Source organism: Shimia sp. R10_1 (assembly GCF_017744095.1).
In the GTDB taxonomy this organism is placed as follows: domain Bacteria; phylum Pseudomonadota; class Alphaproteobacteria; order Rhodobacterales; family Rhodobacteraceae; genus Shimia.
On the sequence record NZ_JAGHQX010000002.1, the window covers coordinates 423576 to 438373 of the forward strand.

The 14798-nt window shown below is 57.2% G+C and carries 15 protein-coding genes; 7 read left to right on the plus strand and 8 right to left on the minus strand.

What is annotated here, in order from left to right:
- Window positions 1-5: 5 nt before the first annotated feature.
- Window positions 6-806, minus strand: a complete 801-nt coding sequence (locus J7413_RS06445) for a manno-octulosonate cytidylyltransferase (protein WP_209097233.1) — start codon at window positions 804-806, stop codon at window positions 6-8.
- Window positions 806-1603, minus strand: coding sequence for a 3'(2'),5'-bisphosphate nucleotidase CysQ (gene cysQ, locus J7413_RS06450; protein WP_209097234.1), 798 nt, complete (start codon window positions 1601-1603; stop codon window positions 806-808). Before cysQ ends, J7413_RS06445 begins: the two co-directional genes overlap by 1 nt.
- Window positions 1604-1720: 117 nt before the next feature.
- Between cysQ and J7413_RS06455 the strand changes: the two genes are divergently transcribed.
- From J7413_RS06455 to J7413_RS06470, 4 genes are all read left to right on the plus strand, one after another.
- Window positions 1721-2542, plus strand: a complete 822-nt coding sequence (locus J7413_RS06455; RefSeq protein WP_209097235.1) for an ABC transporter permease — start codon at window positions 1721-1723, stop codon at window positions 2540-2542.
- Window positions 2543-2555: 13 nt separating this feature from the next.
- A complete protein-coding gene (locus J7413_RS06460; RefSeq protein ID WP_209097236.1) occupies window positions 2556-3419 on the plus strand; it encodes a trypsin-like serine protease in 864 nt (287 codons plus the stop codon).
- Window positions 3420-3493: 74 nt separating this feature from the next.
- Window positions 3494-4219: an SDR family oxidoreductase gene (locus J7413_RS06465; RefSeq protein ID WP_209097237.1), complete on the plus strand. Its 726-nt coding sequence runs from the start codon at window positions 3494-3496 to the stop codon at window positions 4217-4219.
- 77 nt (window positions 4220-4296) lie between these two features.
- Window positions 4297-4707, plus strand: a complete 411-nt coding sequence (locus J7413_RS06470) for a hypothetical protein (RefSeq protein ID WP_209097238.1) — start codon at window positions 4297-4299, stop codon at window positions 4705-4707.
- A 24-nt stretch (window positions 4708-4731) separates the two neighbouring features.
- Here the strand turns inward: J7413_RS06470 and J7413_RS06475 are convergent, their stop codons facing one another.
- Entirely contained in the window at window positions 4732-5340 is a 609-nt protein-coding gene (locus J7413_RS06475) for an alpha-ketoglutarate-dependent dioxygenase AlkB (protein WP_209097239.1), read from the minus strand.
- Window positions 5341-5549: 209 nt separating this feature from the next.
- Here J7413_RS06475 and dnaK point away from each other — a divergent pair, with 209 nt between their 5' ends.
- Together dnaK and dnaJ are read left to right on the plus strand one after the other, a co-directional pair.
- Window positions 5550-7472, plus strand: a complete 1923-nt coding sequence (gene dnaK, locus J7413_RS06480; protein ID WP_209097240.1) for a molecular chaperone DnaK — start codon at window positions 5550-5552, stop codon at window positions 7470-7472.
- A gap of 80 nt (window positions 7473-7552) precedes the next feature.
- Window positions 7553-8704: a molecular chaperone DnaJ gene (gene dnaJ, locus J7413_RS06485; RefSeq protein ID WP_209097241.1), complete on the plus strand. Its 1152-nt coding sequence runs from the start codon at window positions 7553-7555 to the stop codon at window positions 8702-8704.
- Window positions 8705-8855: 151 nt separating this feature from the next.
- Here dnaJ and J7413_RS06490 read toward each other — a convergent pair whose 3' ends face one another.
- The 3 genes from J7413_RS06490 to J7413_RS06500 are packed head-to-tail and all read right to left on the minus strand — an operon-like array spanning window position 8856 to window position 11166.
- Window positions 8856-9431 (minus strand): GNAT family N-acetyltransferase, encoded by a 576-nt coding sequence (locus tag J7413_RS06490; RefSeq protein WP_247743355.1) that lies wholly within the window; start codon window positions 9429-9431, stop codon window positions 8856-8858.
- Window positions 9428-10294, minus strand: a complete 867-nt coding sequence (locus J7413_RS06495; RefSeq protein WP_209097242.1) for an alpha/beta hydrolase — start codon at window positions 10292-10294, stop codon at window positions 9428-9430. The genes J7413_RS06490 and J7413_RS06495 overlap by 4 nt, the downstream gene beginning before the upstream one ends.
- Before the next feature lie 32 nt (window positions 10295-10326).
- Window positions 10327-11166 (minus strand): amino acid ABC transporter substrate-binding protein, encoded by an 840-nt coding sequence (locus J7413_RS06500; protein ID WP_209097243.1) that lies wholly within the window; start codon window positions 11164-11166, stop codon window positions 10327-10329.
- 206 nt (window positions 11167-11372) lie between these two features.
- On the opposite strand from J7413_RS06500, the gene radC reads away from it, so the two are divergent.
- Window positions 11373-12134 carry a DNA repair protein RadC gene (gene radC, locus J7413_RS06505; protein WP_209097244.1) on the plus strand — a complete coding sequence of 254 codons (762 nt, stop codon included), beginning with the start codon at window positions 11373-11375 and terminating at the stop codon, window positions 12132-12134.
- Between the two features lies 1 nt (window position 12135).
- On the opposite strand, the gene J7413_RS06510 is transcribed toward radC, so the two are convergent.
- Window positions 12136-13695 carry a phosphate ABC transporter substrate-binding/OmpA family protein gene (locus J7413_RS06510; protein WP_209097245.1) on the minus strand — a complete coding sequence of 520 codons (1560 nt, stop codon included), beginning with the start codon at window positions 13693-13695 and terminating at the stop codon, window positions 12136-12138.
- 21 nt (window positions 13696-13716) lie between these two features.
- A complete protein-coding gene (locus J7413_RS06515) occupies window positions 13717-14724 on the minus strand; it encodes a translocase (protein ID WP_209097246.1) in 1008 nt (335 codons plus the stop codon).
- Between the last annotated feature and the right edge of the window lie 74 nt (window positions 14725-14798).

Genomic DNA, 14798 nt, shown 5'->3' on the forward strand with positions numbered 1-14798 from the left:
CCAACTTAGGGCGTGCCCATTTCGGCCATCATGGCCTCAATGCGCGGCACATCTTCGGGGTTGTTGAGTTCCCAAAACTGACGCCCACGCGCCTCTACTTCGACACACAATACTTGCCGCCCATGCTCCATAAAGCGCAGCTGCTCCAGCCCTTCCAGCTGCTCAAGCGGGCCAGACGCCCAGCGCGGATAGGCCCCCAGCGCAGAAGGCCGATAAGCATAGACACCCACATGGTGAAACACCGGTGTTTCATCCTCATCCGCATAGGTTTCGCTGGTGAAAGGCACAACTTCTTTGGAGAAGTAGAGCGCATGGCGATCTGTGGTGAACACAGCCGTGGTACCACCCACGCGCCCCGCTTTGCGATCCTCCAGAAAACCGTTCAGTGCGCGCCCATCACAGCGCAGCACTGGCGTGGCCACTTCAGCCATTGGATCTTTGCGCAATCCAGCCACCAGATCTTCAATAAACCAGGCTGGCGTCAAAGGCGCATCGCCCTGCAGGTTCACCACCACGTCATAGCCACCGCCCAGCACATCAAAGGCTTCCGCGCAGCGTTCGGTGCCATTGGCGCAGTCAGGTGAGGTCATCACCACCTCTGCGCCAAAGGCTTCACTTGCTTCTTTGATCCGATCGTCATCCGTGGCCACAACCACCCGATCCACGCCTTTGACCTCACAGGCCGCCTCCCAGCTGCGCTGGATCAGGCTTTTGGCCTCCCCCGTCGCGCCTTTCAGCGTGGCCAGTGGTTTGCCCGGGTATCGGGTTGAAGCATAGCGGGCCGGAATAACAATCAGAACAGACATCAGGCTTCTTTCAGTTCTACCTTCGGCGCATAAGCGATGAAGAACGGGTTGGCAAAGTCTTCCTTGCCATAAGTCAGGGGTGTGTGATCGTCAAACCGGACCACGTCGCCACCTGCGCCCAGCAGCACCGCGTGGCCCGCCGCTGTGTCCCACTCCATGGTGCGGCCGACGCGCGGATAAATGTCCGCCTCACCTGTCGCCACCAGACAGAATTTCAGCGAGGAGCCCGCGCTTTTCATATCTTTGACGTTGTATTTGTTAATGTAATCATCCGTCGCCTGATCGCGGTGGGATTTCGATGCCACCACAAACAACGCGTCATTGTCGCTGTCTGCAACGTTGATTGCGGCCACAGTTCCCACCTTTTTAGGATCAAACATCCCGGTTTCTTCTACCGCTTGGCCATCCGCTTGGGTGAAGAACATACGATTGCGCGCAGGAGCGTAAACCACACCGCGCTGGGGCACGCCGTTTTCCACATAGGCGATGTTCACAGTGAAATCGCCGCGACGGTGGATGAATTCCTTGGTGCCATCCAGCGGATCCACGATAAGGAAGGTATCGCCTTTGGCTTTGTGGCTGTCAGACTGCTCTTCGGTCACCAGCATCACATCGGGGAAAGCCGCTTTCAGACCTGCGGAAATCAAGGCATCCGCGGCTTCGTCTGCTGCGGTCACAGGGCTGTCGTCGCTTTTGACTTTTACGTCAAAGTCATCGGCCTCATAGATTTCCATGATCTTTGCGCCGGCTTCAATGGCAAGCTCGCGCATGACGGGAATAAGCGTCTCGTAATCCAAATTACCTCTCCTAAAGGACATTTGTTGTCTAATACGGTCGTGCCCCTTATGGTCGCTGCGTAAGGGAACAGCAAGAATTCCTTGTTATTCTGAGGTCACGTAACAGCGACAGAGGCAATGTTTCAGCAAACCGCTCCCAAAACGACGCTTGCATCAGCACTCAATCTGACGGAGCTGATCTATCACGCGATTGTCCGCAGCGTGCGCAAAAGCCATGGCAATGCGCTGATGTCGATTGTTATGAACATGCTTCAAGCCGTCATTTTCGTGATGGCGTTTTATGTGATGTTCTCTGTCTTGGGCTTGCGGGGCGCCGCGTTGCGCGGGGATTTCCTGATTTATCTGATGTCCGGTGTGTTTTTGTTCATGACGCACACCAAAACCATGAGCGCGGTCGTCGGGTCTGAGGGGCCGTCTTCGCCCATGATGAAACATGCGCCCATGAACACGATCATTGCGATTTTATCCGCGGCACTTGGCACGCTTTACATTCAGGTACTGTCGCTGTCTGCGATCTTGTTTGTCTATCACGTCGCCTTTACGCCGTTTGAAATTTATCAACCGATTCAAACATTTGGCATGTTACTGCTGGCTTGGTTCACCGGCCTCGCCATCGGGACAGTGTTTCTGGCGCTGAAACCTTGGTTTCCAACATTCGTGCGGATTGCCAACACAGTCTATTCGCGGGCCAATATGATTGCATCGGGCAAGATGTTTGTGGCCAATTCTCTGCCGCCTTTCATGCTGGCCATGTTTGACTGGAACCCCCTGTTTCATTGCATTGATCAGGCCCGCGGCTATGCGTTCATCAACTATGTCCCGCGCAACTCCTCGGTGACATATCCGTTGATGGTGGGTCTTGTGCTGCTGATGATTGGTTTGATGGGCGAGTTTTACACCCGCAAACACGCCTCTCTCAGCTGGGGCGCACGGCGCTAAGCGGCCTGTGCGCTTGCGGGCGACACGCACGGGCCTCCGCACGCTCTTATTTGGGATTGCCACCTTTTTTGGTCTATGCGGCGCCGCTGCGCAGACCAAAGATCCTGCCCCACAAGGCAGCACCCCCCAGTTTGAGCAGCCGCTTGATGCTCTCTGCGGCTCGGGGCAACACCGCACAAAAGGCTGTCAGGCGATCAGAGACCGCACGGTCCTTGACGCTGCAACGGCGCCCTGGCACGCCATTGGCCGCGTCAATTTTGCGAGCACAGATCTGCGTCAGCATTGCACCGGCACACTTGTGGCGGAGCGTGTCGTGCTCACGGCGGCGCACTGTCTATACAACTTTGCGCGCAAATCTTGGATCCCGCCCCAAAGCATACGGTTTGCCGCCGGATACCAACGTGGCACGGCCATCGCTGTGTCACAGGTCGAACGATATGTTCTGCAAGATATCCACGCGCTAGACAGCCGGACATTTCACGCGGATTTTGCACACGACTGGGCCTTGCTGATCCTAAACACCCCGCTTGGACAAGATGTGGGGGTTCTAGACACACTGGCAGCAGACGATATTTCTGAGCCAGACAGCGTATTTGCCCTTGCCGGATACCCCGCGCTGCGGCCGCATGTCTTGTCACTCACGCGTACATGCGGCGCACCGGATGTGCACAGCCGACCCGGTGTGATGCTGCAGAAATGTGCCATCATGTCTGGCGACTCAGGGGCCCCTGCTCTTGCCCTTATCAACGGCAAACCAAAGGTGATTGGCGTTCTCTCTGGCGCAATCTCCACGCACAGCACGTTTCGCAGCGTTGCCGTGCCACTGGCCGCCTTTCACACCGCATTGGACCGCGCACGCAACACGCAGGGGCAATAAGCCGCATCCCGGTTGTAATTTGTGCCAGACAGGCGCAAGTTGTGCGCAAATAAGACATATCGCGGATCTCACCCATGCAGAAAACGCTCCTCCTCACTGGCGCCAGCCGCGGCATCGGGCACGCCACTGTAAAGCGCTTCTCAGAGGAAGGCTGGCGCGTGCTGACCTGTTCCCGACAGCCTTTTGATCCGCGTTGCCCCTGGCCGGACGGTGAGAAAAACCACATCCAACTCAATCTGTCTGACCCGGCAGACACGATCAACGCGGTAGAGCTGATCCGCGAGCGGCTTGATGGGCCGCTGCACGGGCTGGCCAACAATGCCGGCATTTCGCCCAAAGGCCCCAATGGCGAGCGGCTGAACACTTTCACCACCGATCTGATGGACTGGGGCAAGGTCTTCCATGTGAACTTCTTTGCCTCCGTGATTCTTGCGCGTGGCCTGCGCGAGGAACTGGCCGAGGCCAAAGGCTCCATTGTGAATGTGTCCTCTATCGCAGGCTCAAGGGTGCACCCCTTCGCCGGGGCCGCCTATGCCACCTCCAAAGCCGCGCTGGTCGCATTGACCCGCGAAATGGCGCATGATTTTGGCCCGCTGGGTGTGCGCGTCAACGCCATCGCACCAGGCGAGGTGGAGACCTCCATTCTGTCGCCTGGAACAGAGAAAATTGTTGAAGCACTGCCTATGGAACGCCTTGGACAACCCAAGGAAGTGGCCGATGTGATCTATTGGCTGTGCTCAGATCAGTCGAGCTATGTGACCGGCACCGAAATTGAAATCAACGGCGGCCAGCACGTTTAATGCGCACATCGGCGGTGGACCACCGAAACGGTAGAACCCACTCGACAATGGGATCCCATGCCGACTAAGCTGATGAAATGGATCAAGAGTTCGAGCAATTTTTGACCGATATTTCGCAGGCTTTTGTTAGACGGGATCTGGCGCGCTGGAGATCGCGCCTGCTCCTGCCATTTTCACTTATCACCAAACGCGCGCCCATTATTCTCAGAACAGAGGCAGCCGTAGCCGAAAACTTCGCTCTCTATCTGCGTGCCATGGATTTGATGAATGGGGATTTTGTTGATCGCGCTCCAATCGGCCTTGAGCAATGCCCGGATGGCAGCTGGCTTGGCACTTTTCAAACGCGTTTGCTTAGCCGTGAACAATTGGCTGCAGATCCCTATACATCCACCGCACTCTTGCGCGTTCAAAACAACCGCTTCCGCATGTCCTCCATGCTAAATGCACGCGGTCACTATGATTGGACCGGCGTCGTTGAAAACGACTGACGGGCTTATCAATCGCGATCGCACTCACCCCTCAACAACCCGCAATGTCACATTGATGCGCCCGCCATCGGGCAACAAAGACGAGCTGCCAAACCGGATGCGATCCACCCCGTGATAGGCCAGTCGCGCAGCGCCCCCCATCACCACCACATCTCCCGATGTCAGCCAGACCGATTGGGTCTTCCCGCCCCGCTCGGTGCCGCCCATGCGAAACAATCCGTCATCGCCAAGTGAAATCGACACCACAGGATAGGAAAAATCGACTTCATCCTTGTCCTGATGCAACCCCATCCGCGCGCCTTCGCCGTAATAATTGATCAGACAGCAATCCGGCGCACGATCTAGCCCGGTGATGTCTTGCCACAACGTCAGAACGCCCTCGGGAATCGGCGGCCAGTCCATGCCATCGGGATGCTTGGGCTCATAGCGATAGCCGCGCCGGTCGCTGGTCCAGCCAACGCGGCCTGCGCTGGTCATTTTCACGCTCATCGGTTTGCCCCAGCGAGTCACCGGCGAACGCATCGGTGCAACCTTCGCAACCGCGCGCAAATCGTTAACCAAATCCAGCTGATCCGTCCCGCTCAGGTAGGCTTTGAACAGCTCAAAACCGCCAATATTCATGGCTTGTTCCATTTTCCCCGCCCCCACGGCAAAAAACCTCTGCAAAATGTAGCCAAAGGACCACAATCGCTCAATGGAGACGCTTGCAGGCTTTTTTCATGCTCCCTATATACGCTGCGAAGCGCATTTTGGCTCAGTTGTCAGAATGTCCTATGGATCGAGGCTTGGATGCCACAAAGGGTCCGACCTTGAAATATCGCCTTAAGTAGAAGGGATCAAAAATGAGCAAAGTGATTGGTATCGATCTCGGTACAACAAACTCCTGTGTCGCCATCATGGATGGCTCTCAGCCCAAAGTAATCGAAAACGCCGAAGGCGCGCGCACCACGCCGTCCATCGTTGCGCTTACAGATGACGAGCGCCTTGTGGGCCAGCCGGCGAAACGTCAGGCCGTCACCAACCCGGAAAACACCATCTTTGGTGTGAAGCGCCTGATCGGTCGTCGTCGCGATGACGCGGCACTGGCCAAAGACCTCAAGAACATGCCATTCTCCGTGGTCAACGGCGGCAACGGCGACGCGTGGGTCGAAGCCAAGGGTGAGAAATACTCCCCATCGCAGATCTCCGCCTTCATTCTCGGCAAGATGAAAGAGACCGCTGAAAGCTATCTTGGCGAAGACGTGACACAGGCCGTGATCACCGTGCCTGCATACTTCAACGACGCTCAGCGTCAGGCCACCAAAGACGCGGGCAAGATCGCGGGCCTTGAAGTGCTGCGCATCATCAACGAGCCAACCGCAGCCGCGCTGGCCTATGGTCTGGACAAAGAAGACACCCAAACCATCGCAGTCTATGACCTCGGCGGCGGTACCTTCGACGTGACCATCCTGGAAATCGACGACGGTCTGTTTGAAGTGAAATCCACCAACGGTGACACGTTCCTGGGTGGTGAAGACTTCGACATGCGCATCGTGAACTACCTCGCGGGTGAGTTCAAAAAAGAGCACAACATCGACCTGACCAAAGACAAGATGGCGCTGCAGCGTCTGAAAGAAGCCGCAGAGAAAGCCAAGATTGAGCTGTCCTCGGCCAACCAGACCGAAATCAACCAGCCGTTCATCTCCATGGACCCAGCCACCGGCACCCCGCTGCACATGGTCATCAAACTGACCCGTGCGAAGCTGGAAAGCCTGGTCAACGACCTGATCAAAGCTTCGCTGAAGCCTTGTGCCGCAGCTCTGAAAGACGCGGGCCTGTCTGCAAACGAGATCGATGAAGTTGTTCTCGTGGGCGGTATGACCCGTATGCCAAAAGTCATCGCAGAGGTGACCAAGTTCTTTGGCAAAGAGCCTCACAAAGGTGTGAACCCTGACGAAGTTGTGGCCATGGGAGCCGCGATCCAAGCCGGTGTTCTGCAGGGCGACGTGAAAGACGTTGTTCTTCTGGACGTGACCCCGCTGTCCCTGGGCATCGAAACCCTCGGTGGCGTGTTCACCCGCCTGATCGACCGCAACACCACCATCCCAACCAAAAAGTCTCAGATCTTCTCCACAGCCGAAGACAACCAGAACGCTGTGACGATCCGCGTCTTCCAAGGTGAGCGTGAGATGGCGGCGGACAACAAGATCCTCGGTCAGTTCAACCTCGAAGATATCCCACCGGCGCCACGCGGCATGCCTCAGATCGAAGTGACCTTCGACATCGACGCCAACGGCATCGTGTCTGTGGGCGCGTCGGACAAAGGCACCGGCAAAGAGCAGAAGATCACCATCCAAGCGTCCGGCGGTCTGTCTGATGCAGACATCGAAAAGATGGTTCAGGACGCCGAAGAGAACGCCGAGGCCGACAAAGAGCGCCGCGAGCTGATCGAAGCGCGCAACCAGGCCGAAAGCCTCGTGCACGACACCGAGAAGCAGGTGGCAGAGCATGGCGACAAAGTGGACCCATCCACTGTCGAAGCCATCGAGCTGGCTGTGGCGGCACTGAAAGACGAGCTGGACAAAGACGATGTGACTGCAGAGAAGCTGAAGTCCGGCATCCAGAACGTGATGGAAGTGGCGATGCGTCTGGGCGAAGCGATCTACAAAGCCAGCCAGGACGATGCCGGCGGCGCCGATATGCCTGACATGGACGACGCGGGCCCAGCGGCTGACGATGATATCGTTGACGCCGACTTCGAAGATCTGGACGACAACAAGCGCTGATCCCAGCGCTCCCGGACATGAAAATCGGGCCGGTCCGATCTCCGGACTGGCCCTTTTCATTCCGACCAAAGGAGTAACCCATGGCAAAACGTGACTTCTACGAGGTGCTTGGCGTCAGCAAAGGGGCTTCGGCGGACGAAATCAAAAAAGCCTATCGCAAGAAGGCCAAAGAGCTGCACCCCGACCGCAACAAGGACAACCCTGAGGCGGAAGGCCAGTTCAAAGAGGCCAACGAAGCCTACGAAATCCTCAAAGACGCAGAAAAGAAAGCCGCTTACGACCGCTATGGTCACGCTGCCTTTGAAGGTGGCATGGGCGGTGGCGGTGGCCGTGGCGGCCATCCGGGTCAGGGTGATTTCGCCTCAGCCTTCTCTGACGTGTTTGACGATCTATTTGGCGACTTCATGGGCGGCGGTGGCCGTGGCGGTGGCGGGCGTCAGCGCGCCTCTCGTGGGGCTGACCTGCGCTACAACCTGCGTGTGACGCTGGAAGAAGCCTACTCTGGCCTTCAGAAAACCATCAACGTCCCAGCCTCCGTGTCCTGTGAAAAATGTTCAGGCTCTGGTGCTGAAGGCGGTGCTGAGCCGACCACCTGCCCCACCTGCTCCGGCATGGGCAAAGTGCGCGCGCAGCAGGGCTTTTTCACGGTGGAACGCACCTGCCCGACCTGTTCGGGCCTCGGTCAGATCATCAAAAACCCCTGTAAGGGCTGCCACGGTCAAGGCCGCGTCGAGAAAGACCGCGCCCTGTCTGTGAACATCCCAGCAGGTGTGGAAACCGGCACTCGTATCCGCCTCGCTGGCGAAGGCGAAGCCGGCATGCGTGGTGGCCCCGCAGGCGACCTCTACATCTTCATTGAGGTGGCGCAGCACAAGATCTTTGAACGTGACGGTGTGAACCTCTACTGCCGCGTCCCGGTCTCCATGTCCGGCGCAGCTTTGGGCGGTGACATCGAAGTGCCAACCATCGACGGCGGCCGCTCCCGCGTGAAGATCCCCGCAGGCTCCCAGTCCGGCCGCCAGATGCGCCTGCGCGCCAAAGGCATGCCCGCCCTGCGCGGCGGAGGCTCTGGTGACATGATGATCGAACTGGCGGTGGAAACCCCGGTGAACCTCACCAGCCGCCAGAAAGAACTTCTGCGCGAGTTCGAAGAGCTGTCAGAGGAAAACAACCCCGAAAGCAGCAGCTTCTTCAGTTCTGTGAAGAGCTTCTGGGACAGCATGAAGGGGTGAGCGGCGAATGAGAATTGCTCCAGTGGAGCAATTCCGCCGCGAACGGGCGGAGCCCTGGGCCTGCAAACCAACAAACGTAAGAAAGCTCCCGAGGTAATCTGCGGGAGCTTTCTTCGTTCCTAAAACGATCAAAGAGCGAAGCCAGCGCGTCCTATTCAGTTGCTTGCTCCTGTCTTGAGCGCTCCAGAAACAGCACTTCCTCGTCTCCATATCGTCCCAAGATGTCGCGACCATATCCCAGCTTTCGCGCGACGTTGATCGAGGCTGCATGTGCTGGGTCAAACATTGCCACTGTGGTTGGAGAGGCCAAATTTTGATCCGCCCAACTCAATACGGCACCCACTGCTTCGGTCGCGTACCCCTGCCCATGAGCAGCAGTGGCGAAAACCCACCCCGCCTCTGGTATCATTTCAAATGTGGGGTACGTGTCCCGCTTATAGTTCGCAAAACCGACCTCCCCCAGAAAAGCGTTGTCTTTCTTGCGTGTCACCACCCAGTAGCCAAATCCCAAGAGGTGCCAATGGCCTGCATACCTCAGCAACCGGGTCCAGGATTGCTCTTCACTAGACGGAATTCCGGAGATAAAGGCCACGACATTGTCGTCGGCCCACATATCCGCGCTGCTGCGAAAATCGCTTAGACTATGCCCCCGCAAAAGAAGCCGTTCTGTTTCTAAAACAGGCGGTGAGTTCTGGCTCAACATTTTAGAGCCTTCATCAGATTTCATGCCCCAGCCCCCTCCAAATGCCCCAACACCGCTGCCAGAACTTCCTCCGGCTGCTCCTCAATCAGGAAATGTCCCGCTTCAACGCCCTTCCCCACCGCATTTGGGAACCACGTCTGCCAGCACTCCAGCGGGTCCACATGATGGGCGATCACGCCCTTGGTGCCCCAGAGCACCAGACAGGGCATCTCAAACTGCCGCCCTTCATCCGCGCGGTCATGCTCCAGATCCACACTGGCTCCTGCCGCATAATCGCCACACCAGGCATCCACCACGCTGGGCTTGCGTGCCGCTGCCTCATAGGCTGCCAGAGCCTCTGGGTGAAACATCTCCAAGGCACCTGACAGTCCCGCCAGCGCGGAATGTAGATACAGCACCGGATTGCTGTTGATCAGCGCCTGTGGCATGCCACCGGGCTGCGCTAGAAAGCTCCAGTGGTAGTATTTCTTGGCCAGCCAGTCATCCATCGTGCGCCACACATCGAGCGTGGGTAGAATATCCATCAGCGCGACGGACTGCACCGCCTCCGGGTGATCCAACACCATGCGATGCGCCGTGCGGGCGCCGCGGTCATGGGACACCACATGAAACCGCTCATGCCCCAGCGCGCGCATCACCGCGACCTGATCCTGCGCCATGGCCCGAAACGTGAAATCCCCGTCATGGGCGACAGAGTCACCATAGCCGCGCAGATCCGGCACGATCACCCGATACCGCTCTGCCAGCTGTTCGGCGATGCCGTGCCACATCACATGGGTTTCCGGAAACCCGTGCAACAACAGAAGTGGCGCGCCTGCCCCGCCCACACGCAGATGAATGCGCGCAGTGGGCAAGGCAATCTCTTGTGTCACAAAGCCTGAAAACACGCCGCTTACTCCTCGCGTCTAATGCAACCGCCTCACTGCGGAATCGGCGCCATGGTGAACATCGCGCGCAGGAATTCCCCCGGCTGAATGCCCGGCAGCGTGGTTTCAAAGATTTTCTGCATCACGCCACGGGCATACATCGCAGACAGGATACCATCGACCATCAAGCGGAACTCCGTATCACCGCGTGCCATGGCAAGGCCGTGCTGCTCCACAGTCAGGATTGCGTTGCTGAGTTTGAGATTGCCACGCTGTTCGCTGCTCAGCCACAAAGCGGCCAGAATGGACTGGTCCGCGAAATAGGCATCGAGCTCGCCTCCCTCAAGCGCGGCCATTGCGGCCTCATGATCGGCAAATCGTACGACCTCGGCAAACAGCCCTGACGCAGTCAACGTGTTGTTGAGAGCCGCTTCTGTCGTCGTATCACGCCGCACGCCCAGTTTTTTGCCCGCCAGCTCGGCAAAGTTGTCTGGCGCATTCAGCGGCAACAGGATTGATGTGCCATCAGCAAAGACCGGGATCGAGAAATCCACAACAGCCCGGCGGCTGAGTGTGATGGTCGCCGCACCGCACAACAGGTCAATCTCTCCTGCAGCCACTTTTTCAAACTGATCCTTTGCATCGACAGCAACGAACTCAACATCCAGATTGGGGATCTTGATGGTGTTCAAAATACCCTGCGCCAGCTCGGCACACACCAGTGGGGTGTAGCCGCCCGGGTTGCCGTCTTCTGCCTGAAACGACAGCGGCGCCGCGTCGACACGATAGCCCAGCTTAAGCTGCGCGGTTTCCTTGATCCGGTCGATGGTCTGCGCGCTCGCAGCTCCCGCAAAAAGTGCTGTGGCCACAATAAGGCTCAAAAGGGATTTCATGGGGTATCCTGTCTCAAAAAAATTATACTTGGCGCAACCTTCACAGCTTCTGGTCAGCCCCACAAGCGCGATTTCTGTGCGCAAAGGTTAACAAAATCGGCACTCCCGCGTTACAGACGCAATACAGACGCGATACCGACGTTCGATTTTGCAGAAAACCGGCTGCTGTTAACCTTTAATTTACCATGTTTGGACATTGTTAACCTATGTCCAGAGCGCGCGACTTTGGGGAACGGCCACTCCCGCTTTTTGAAGCGGACGAGGCCGTTGGGTCGCCGCTAACGGCCGGTAAACGACCCTCCTATATTGCGGATCACCGCAAACGCCTGCGCAGCCGCTTCATTTCGGGCGGCGCGCAGGCTCTTCCTGATTATGAGCTTCTGGAGCTTGTCCTGTTCCGCGCCATTCCCCGTCAGGATGTCAAACCTCTAGCGCACAAGCTGTTGCAAACATTCGGAGATTTCAACGCCGTGGTGAGTGCCCCAAGCCCGCGCCTGGCGGAGGTCAAAGGGGTGGGCGACGCCGTGATATGCGAGCTCAAGATTGTCGAGGCCGCCGCGCATCGGCTGGCCCGCGCCCGCGTGATGCATCGCCCCGTACTCTCTGGGTGGGAAACGCTGCTGGATTACTGCCATACCACCATGGCCCACCGCGACACAGAACAGTTCAGAGTCTTGTTTTTAGACACAAAAAACACGCTGATCGCCGACGAAGCGCAGGCAGAAGGCACCGTCAATCACGTCCCGGTTTATCCACGCGAAGTGGCCAAACGCGCGCTGGAACTCAACGCCAGTGCGCTGATATTGGTGCACAATCACCCGTCTGGCGACCCCACTCCGTCAGAAGCAGACATCGCCATGACTCATCAAATCGACAGGGCTTGCCAGACCCTGTCTCTGATCCTGCATGACCATATAATCATTGGGAAATCTCGTGAATTGAGCTTCCGCGCCGAAGGGCTGATTTAGGTCACTTGACCCAGATCTCCACCCGCCGGTTCACCTGTCGCCCCCAGGCGCTGTCATCACAGGCCATAGGCATCGCCTCGCCAAAGGCATGCACCTGTAGATCCATGCGATCTGGGTTCGCTGTCTCCGCTGCCGCAAGCACCGCTTTCATCACTGAGTCAGCGCGGCGTTGCGCTATTTTTTGGTTGCCAGCCGCTGGTCCGTTTCCATCTGAAAACCCAACAAAATAAAGGCTTCTCGCATCATAAACCCCTGCCTCAAAGGCCCGTGCAAGTTGCTGCACATTTGAGCGCGACTGCGCATCCAGCTTTGAGGACCCGGCCTGAAATCTGAATGAAATCGACAACCGCTTCATACCCGACAGTGTGCTTGTCATGCGTTGCAGATCAGCAAGCTCTACCTCCTCTCCAGCCGCAGAAATCGCATTGGCAAAACGGTCTCCCTGCAGGTTGATGGACACTTCTTCAGCTGTTTGATCCACAAAACCAGCCCGGCGTATCACGATCTGTGCCGCTGGGCCTCGGGTGTAGCTGAGAAAGTCTCGCGCAATTTTGGGCAAACGCCGCGCTGGAAAATACAGAAACATCGGGGCGTTAAGCGGATAGTCTTCGGTTTTGATCGTCCGTCTGGACGCCGCCAGAGAAAATCCGCAAGAGCCTCGCAAGGTCACGAGCTGCGTATTGGAGCGCTCGGCGTAAGACGCGATTCCAATCGCAAAAGGATCGCGCTCGACAGCCTTTATCAGCGCCTCATTTTGAACGTGCCGCACCGCTGTTTCCGCGGTGGTGGCGTTGGCCCGTTTCATCAACTGGTCTTCAACCGCCTGCGCAAAACCAGACTCCGCCGCCATCATATGTACCGAGATCGGTGCATCTGGGCCGCCAAGTTCAGACCAATTGGCTATTTTTCCTGAAAAAACTTCCGCCAGTTGCTGCAATGACATCGCGGTGACAGGGTTGCCCGGCGCCACAACCGGCACCATCCCATCCAACGCCAACACGCGGCTGCGGTTGGCGTCGGTCATATCCCCCAAACCCGCTTCATATCCAAGTTCCGCTTCTTTGGGCCGGATCTCGCGTAGAGACATCGCTATGTCAGCCTCATCTGCGAGAAGGTCGGCAAAACCCTCCTCTGCACTGCTGGCATGAAAGCGAAAACGCGCAAGGGTTTCACCACTGTCCGACGCAGCGAGCACATAAGTAAAACGTTGTTTGTTTTCAGATTTTCGGGAAACCCTATACCCTTCAGCCTGCGCAAACGCTTCCAGCAAGGCAGGCATGAGGATTTCAGCCATAGTGGCGGAACCAGATATGGCAACATCTGCCACGAAGTTGATCAAATTGGGGCACCCCGGCCCTTCACAGAACACGCCGGAGCCATCCACAGTGAGTTCGCCGTAGATCGTTTGAACCCGATAGAATTCACCATCAAATCCAAGAAGCGTGCCGGAGATTTCCACATCACCATCGTGGGATTTCAGAAAAACATCCTGCGAAACCGCTGATGTAACACCCAAAAAAAGAAAAAGTGCGGCGCAAACCGCCGCACGAAAATGCATCATTGTGATGTCCTGACCGCCAGCTTAATTTTGCGCGATTGTCAGGTTTTGCACCAGGTTTTTCAACACCAGAAATTCACCAACTGCGGTGCAATCTGGCATTTGAATTTCCAGCTCATGCCGTACTGACACTTCGCCTCTCGTCAGCCCAAGACTTGTCAGGCGCACCTCTTGGTCGCAGTTGGCCTCTGTCACCGCAGCTTCAATGCTGATCTGGATCTCACCTTGGCTGCTGCTGATGCCTGATGGGAAGGTATAGATTTCTGCCTGCGCAGACTGTGGCCCACCCGCGGCTCCCAGGCTCAACAGAAAGCCTGCATTGCCCCCAACCAACGCGCTGACATTGCGAGGGGCTTCGCGCCACACATGCCCGCTCTCTCCATAGAACGCGCCAAATTCGCGTGCATGAAGCTCTGGTCCTGCTTCACCGCGCCATTGCATCACGACCCGATCATAAAGCGGCAAAGCATCAATCCGCGCGGAGGCAACCGCACCGTCTCCATTGGCAAAAGTCGCAGCAAACACAGCCGTTTCTGACAGCGCAGGCACGATCAGTTCGGCACTGCCTTCGCGTGAAACCTCGGCATGAAAGGCCAGATCCTCATGCTCGATCAGAACGCGCTCATTTGGATGACAAGGCGCGATGAGTTGAAGCGACACAAGCGCTGCCGCCGATGGTTCTGCGCGCAGTTCAGGGCCACAGCCAAGCGCTGGGATCTGCTCTTCATTCGGCAACAGGCCAACTGGCAAATCGTCCGCCACAGCCACCAGCACCTGTTGCTGTGGCAGGCTTGTTGCGTGCCTCACGTCTGCGGGCATGGAGGGCAAGCTTTGGCGCGTGCCCAAATGTGGCACCGCTACGTCCTTTGGCAGGGTAACAGGCCCATTCAGATCGGCAGATGCGATACCCTCCTGATCTGATGACACAACAGCGGCTTCGCTGGTTTGCATCACAAAGCCGATGCAAGCCGCAGTGGAGGCTGTCGCAAATGCAAAGGCATAGCGGCGGTAAACATTTTTGAGATTCTGCATCGTGGCTCCTTCTGAGATCGCAAATCCCGTCAGGACACTTTCACAACAGAAAAGGGCGCTCATAAGGCGCCCTT

Excerpts from the sequence above, each read along its gene's own strand:
- J7413_RS06490 (WP_247743355.1), bottom strand. The coding sequence starts at position 9,431 with ATGAAATCTGATGAAGGCTCTAAAATGTTGAGCCAGAACTCACCGCCT.
- J7413_RS06470 (WP_209097238.1), top strand. The coding sequence starts at position 4,297 with ATGGATCAAGAGTTCGAGCAATTTTTGACCGATATTTCGCAGGCTTTT.
- J7413_RS06500 (WP_209097243.1), bottom strand. The coding sequence starts at position 11,166 with ATGAAATCCCTTTTGAGCCTTATTGTGGCCACAGCACTTTTTGCGGGA.
- radC (WP_209097244.1), top strand. The coding sequence starts at position 11,373 with ATGTCCAGAGCGCGCGACTTTGGGGAACGGCCACTCCCGCTTTTTGAA.
- J7413_RS06475 (WP_209097239.1), bottom strand. The coding sequence starts at position 5,340 with ATGGAACAAGCCATGAATATTGGCGGTTTTGAGCTGTTCAAAGCCTAC.
- J7413_RS06455 (WP_209097235.1), top strand. The coding sequence starts at position 1,721 with ATGTTTCAGCAAACCGCTCCCAAAACGACGCTTGCATCAGCACTCAAT.
- J7413_RS06510 (WP_209097245.1), bottom strand. The coding sequence starts at position 13,695 with ATGATGCATTTTCGTGCGGCGGTTTGCGCCGCACTTTTTCTTTTTTTG.
- J7413_RS06515 (WP_209097246.1), bottom strand. The coding sequence starts at position 14,724 with ATGCAGAATCTCAAAAATGTTTACCGCCGCTATGCCTTTGCATTTGCG.
- J7413_RS06445 (WP_209097233.1), bottom strand. The coding sequence starts at position 806 with ATGTCTGTTCTGATTGTTATTCCGGCCCGCTATGCTTCAACCCGATAC.
- dnaK (WP_209097240.1), top strand. The coding sequence starts at position 5,550 with ATGAGCAAAGTGATTGGTATCGATCTCGGTACAACAAACTCCTGTGTC.
- dnaJ (WP_209097241.1), top strand. The coding sequence starts at position 7,553 with ATGGCAAAACGTGACTTCTACGAGGTGCTTGGCGTCAGCAAAGGGGCT.
- J7413_RS06465 (WP_209097237.1), top strand. The coding sequence starts at position 3,494 with ATGCAGAAAACGCTCCTCCTCACTGGCGCCAGCCGCGGCATCGGGCAC.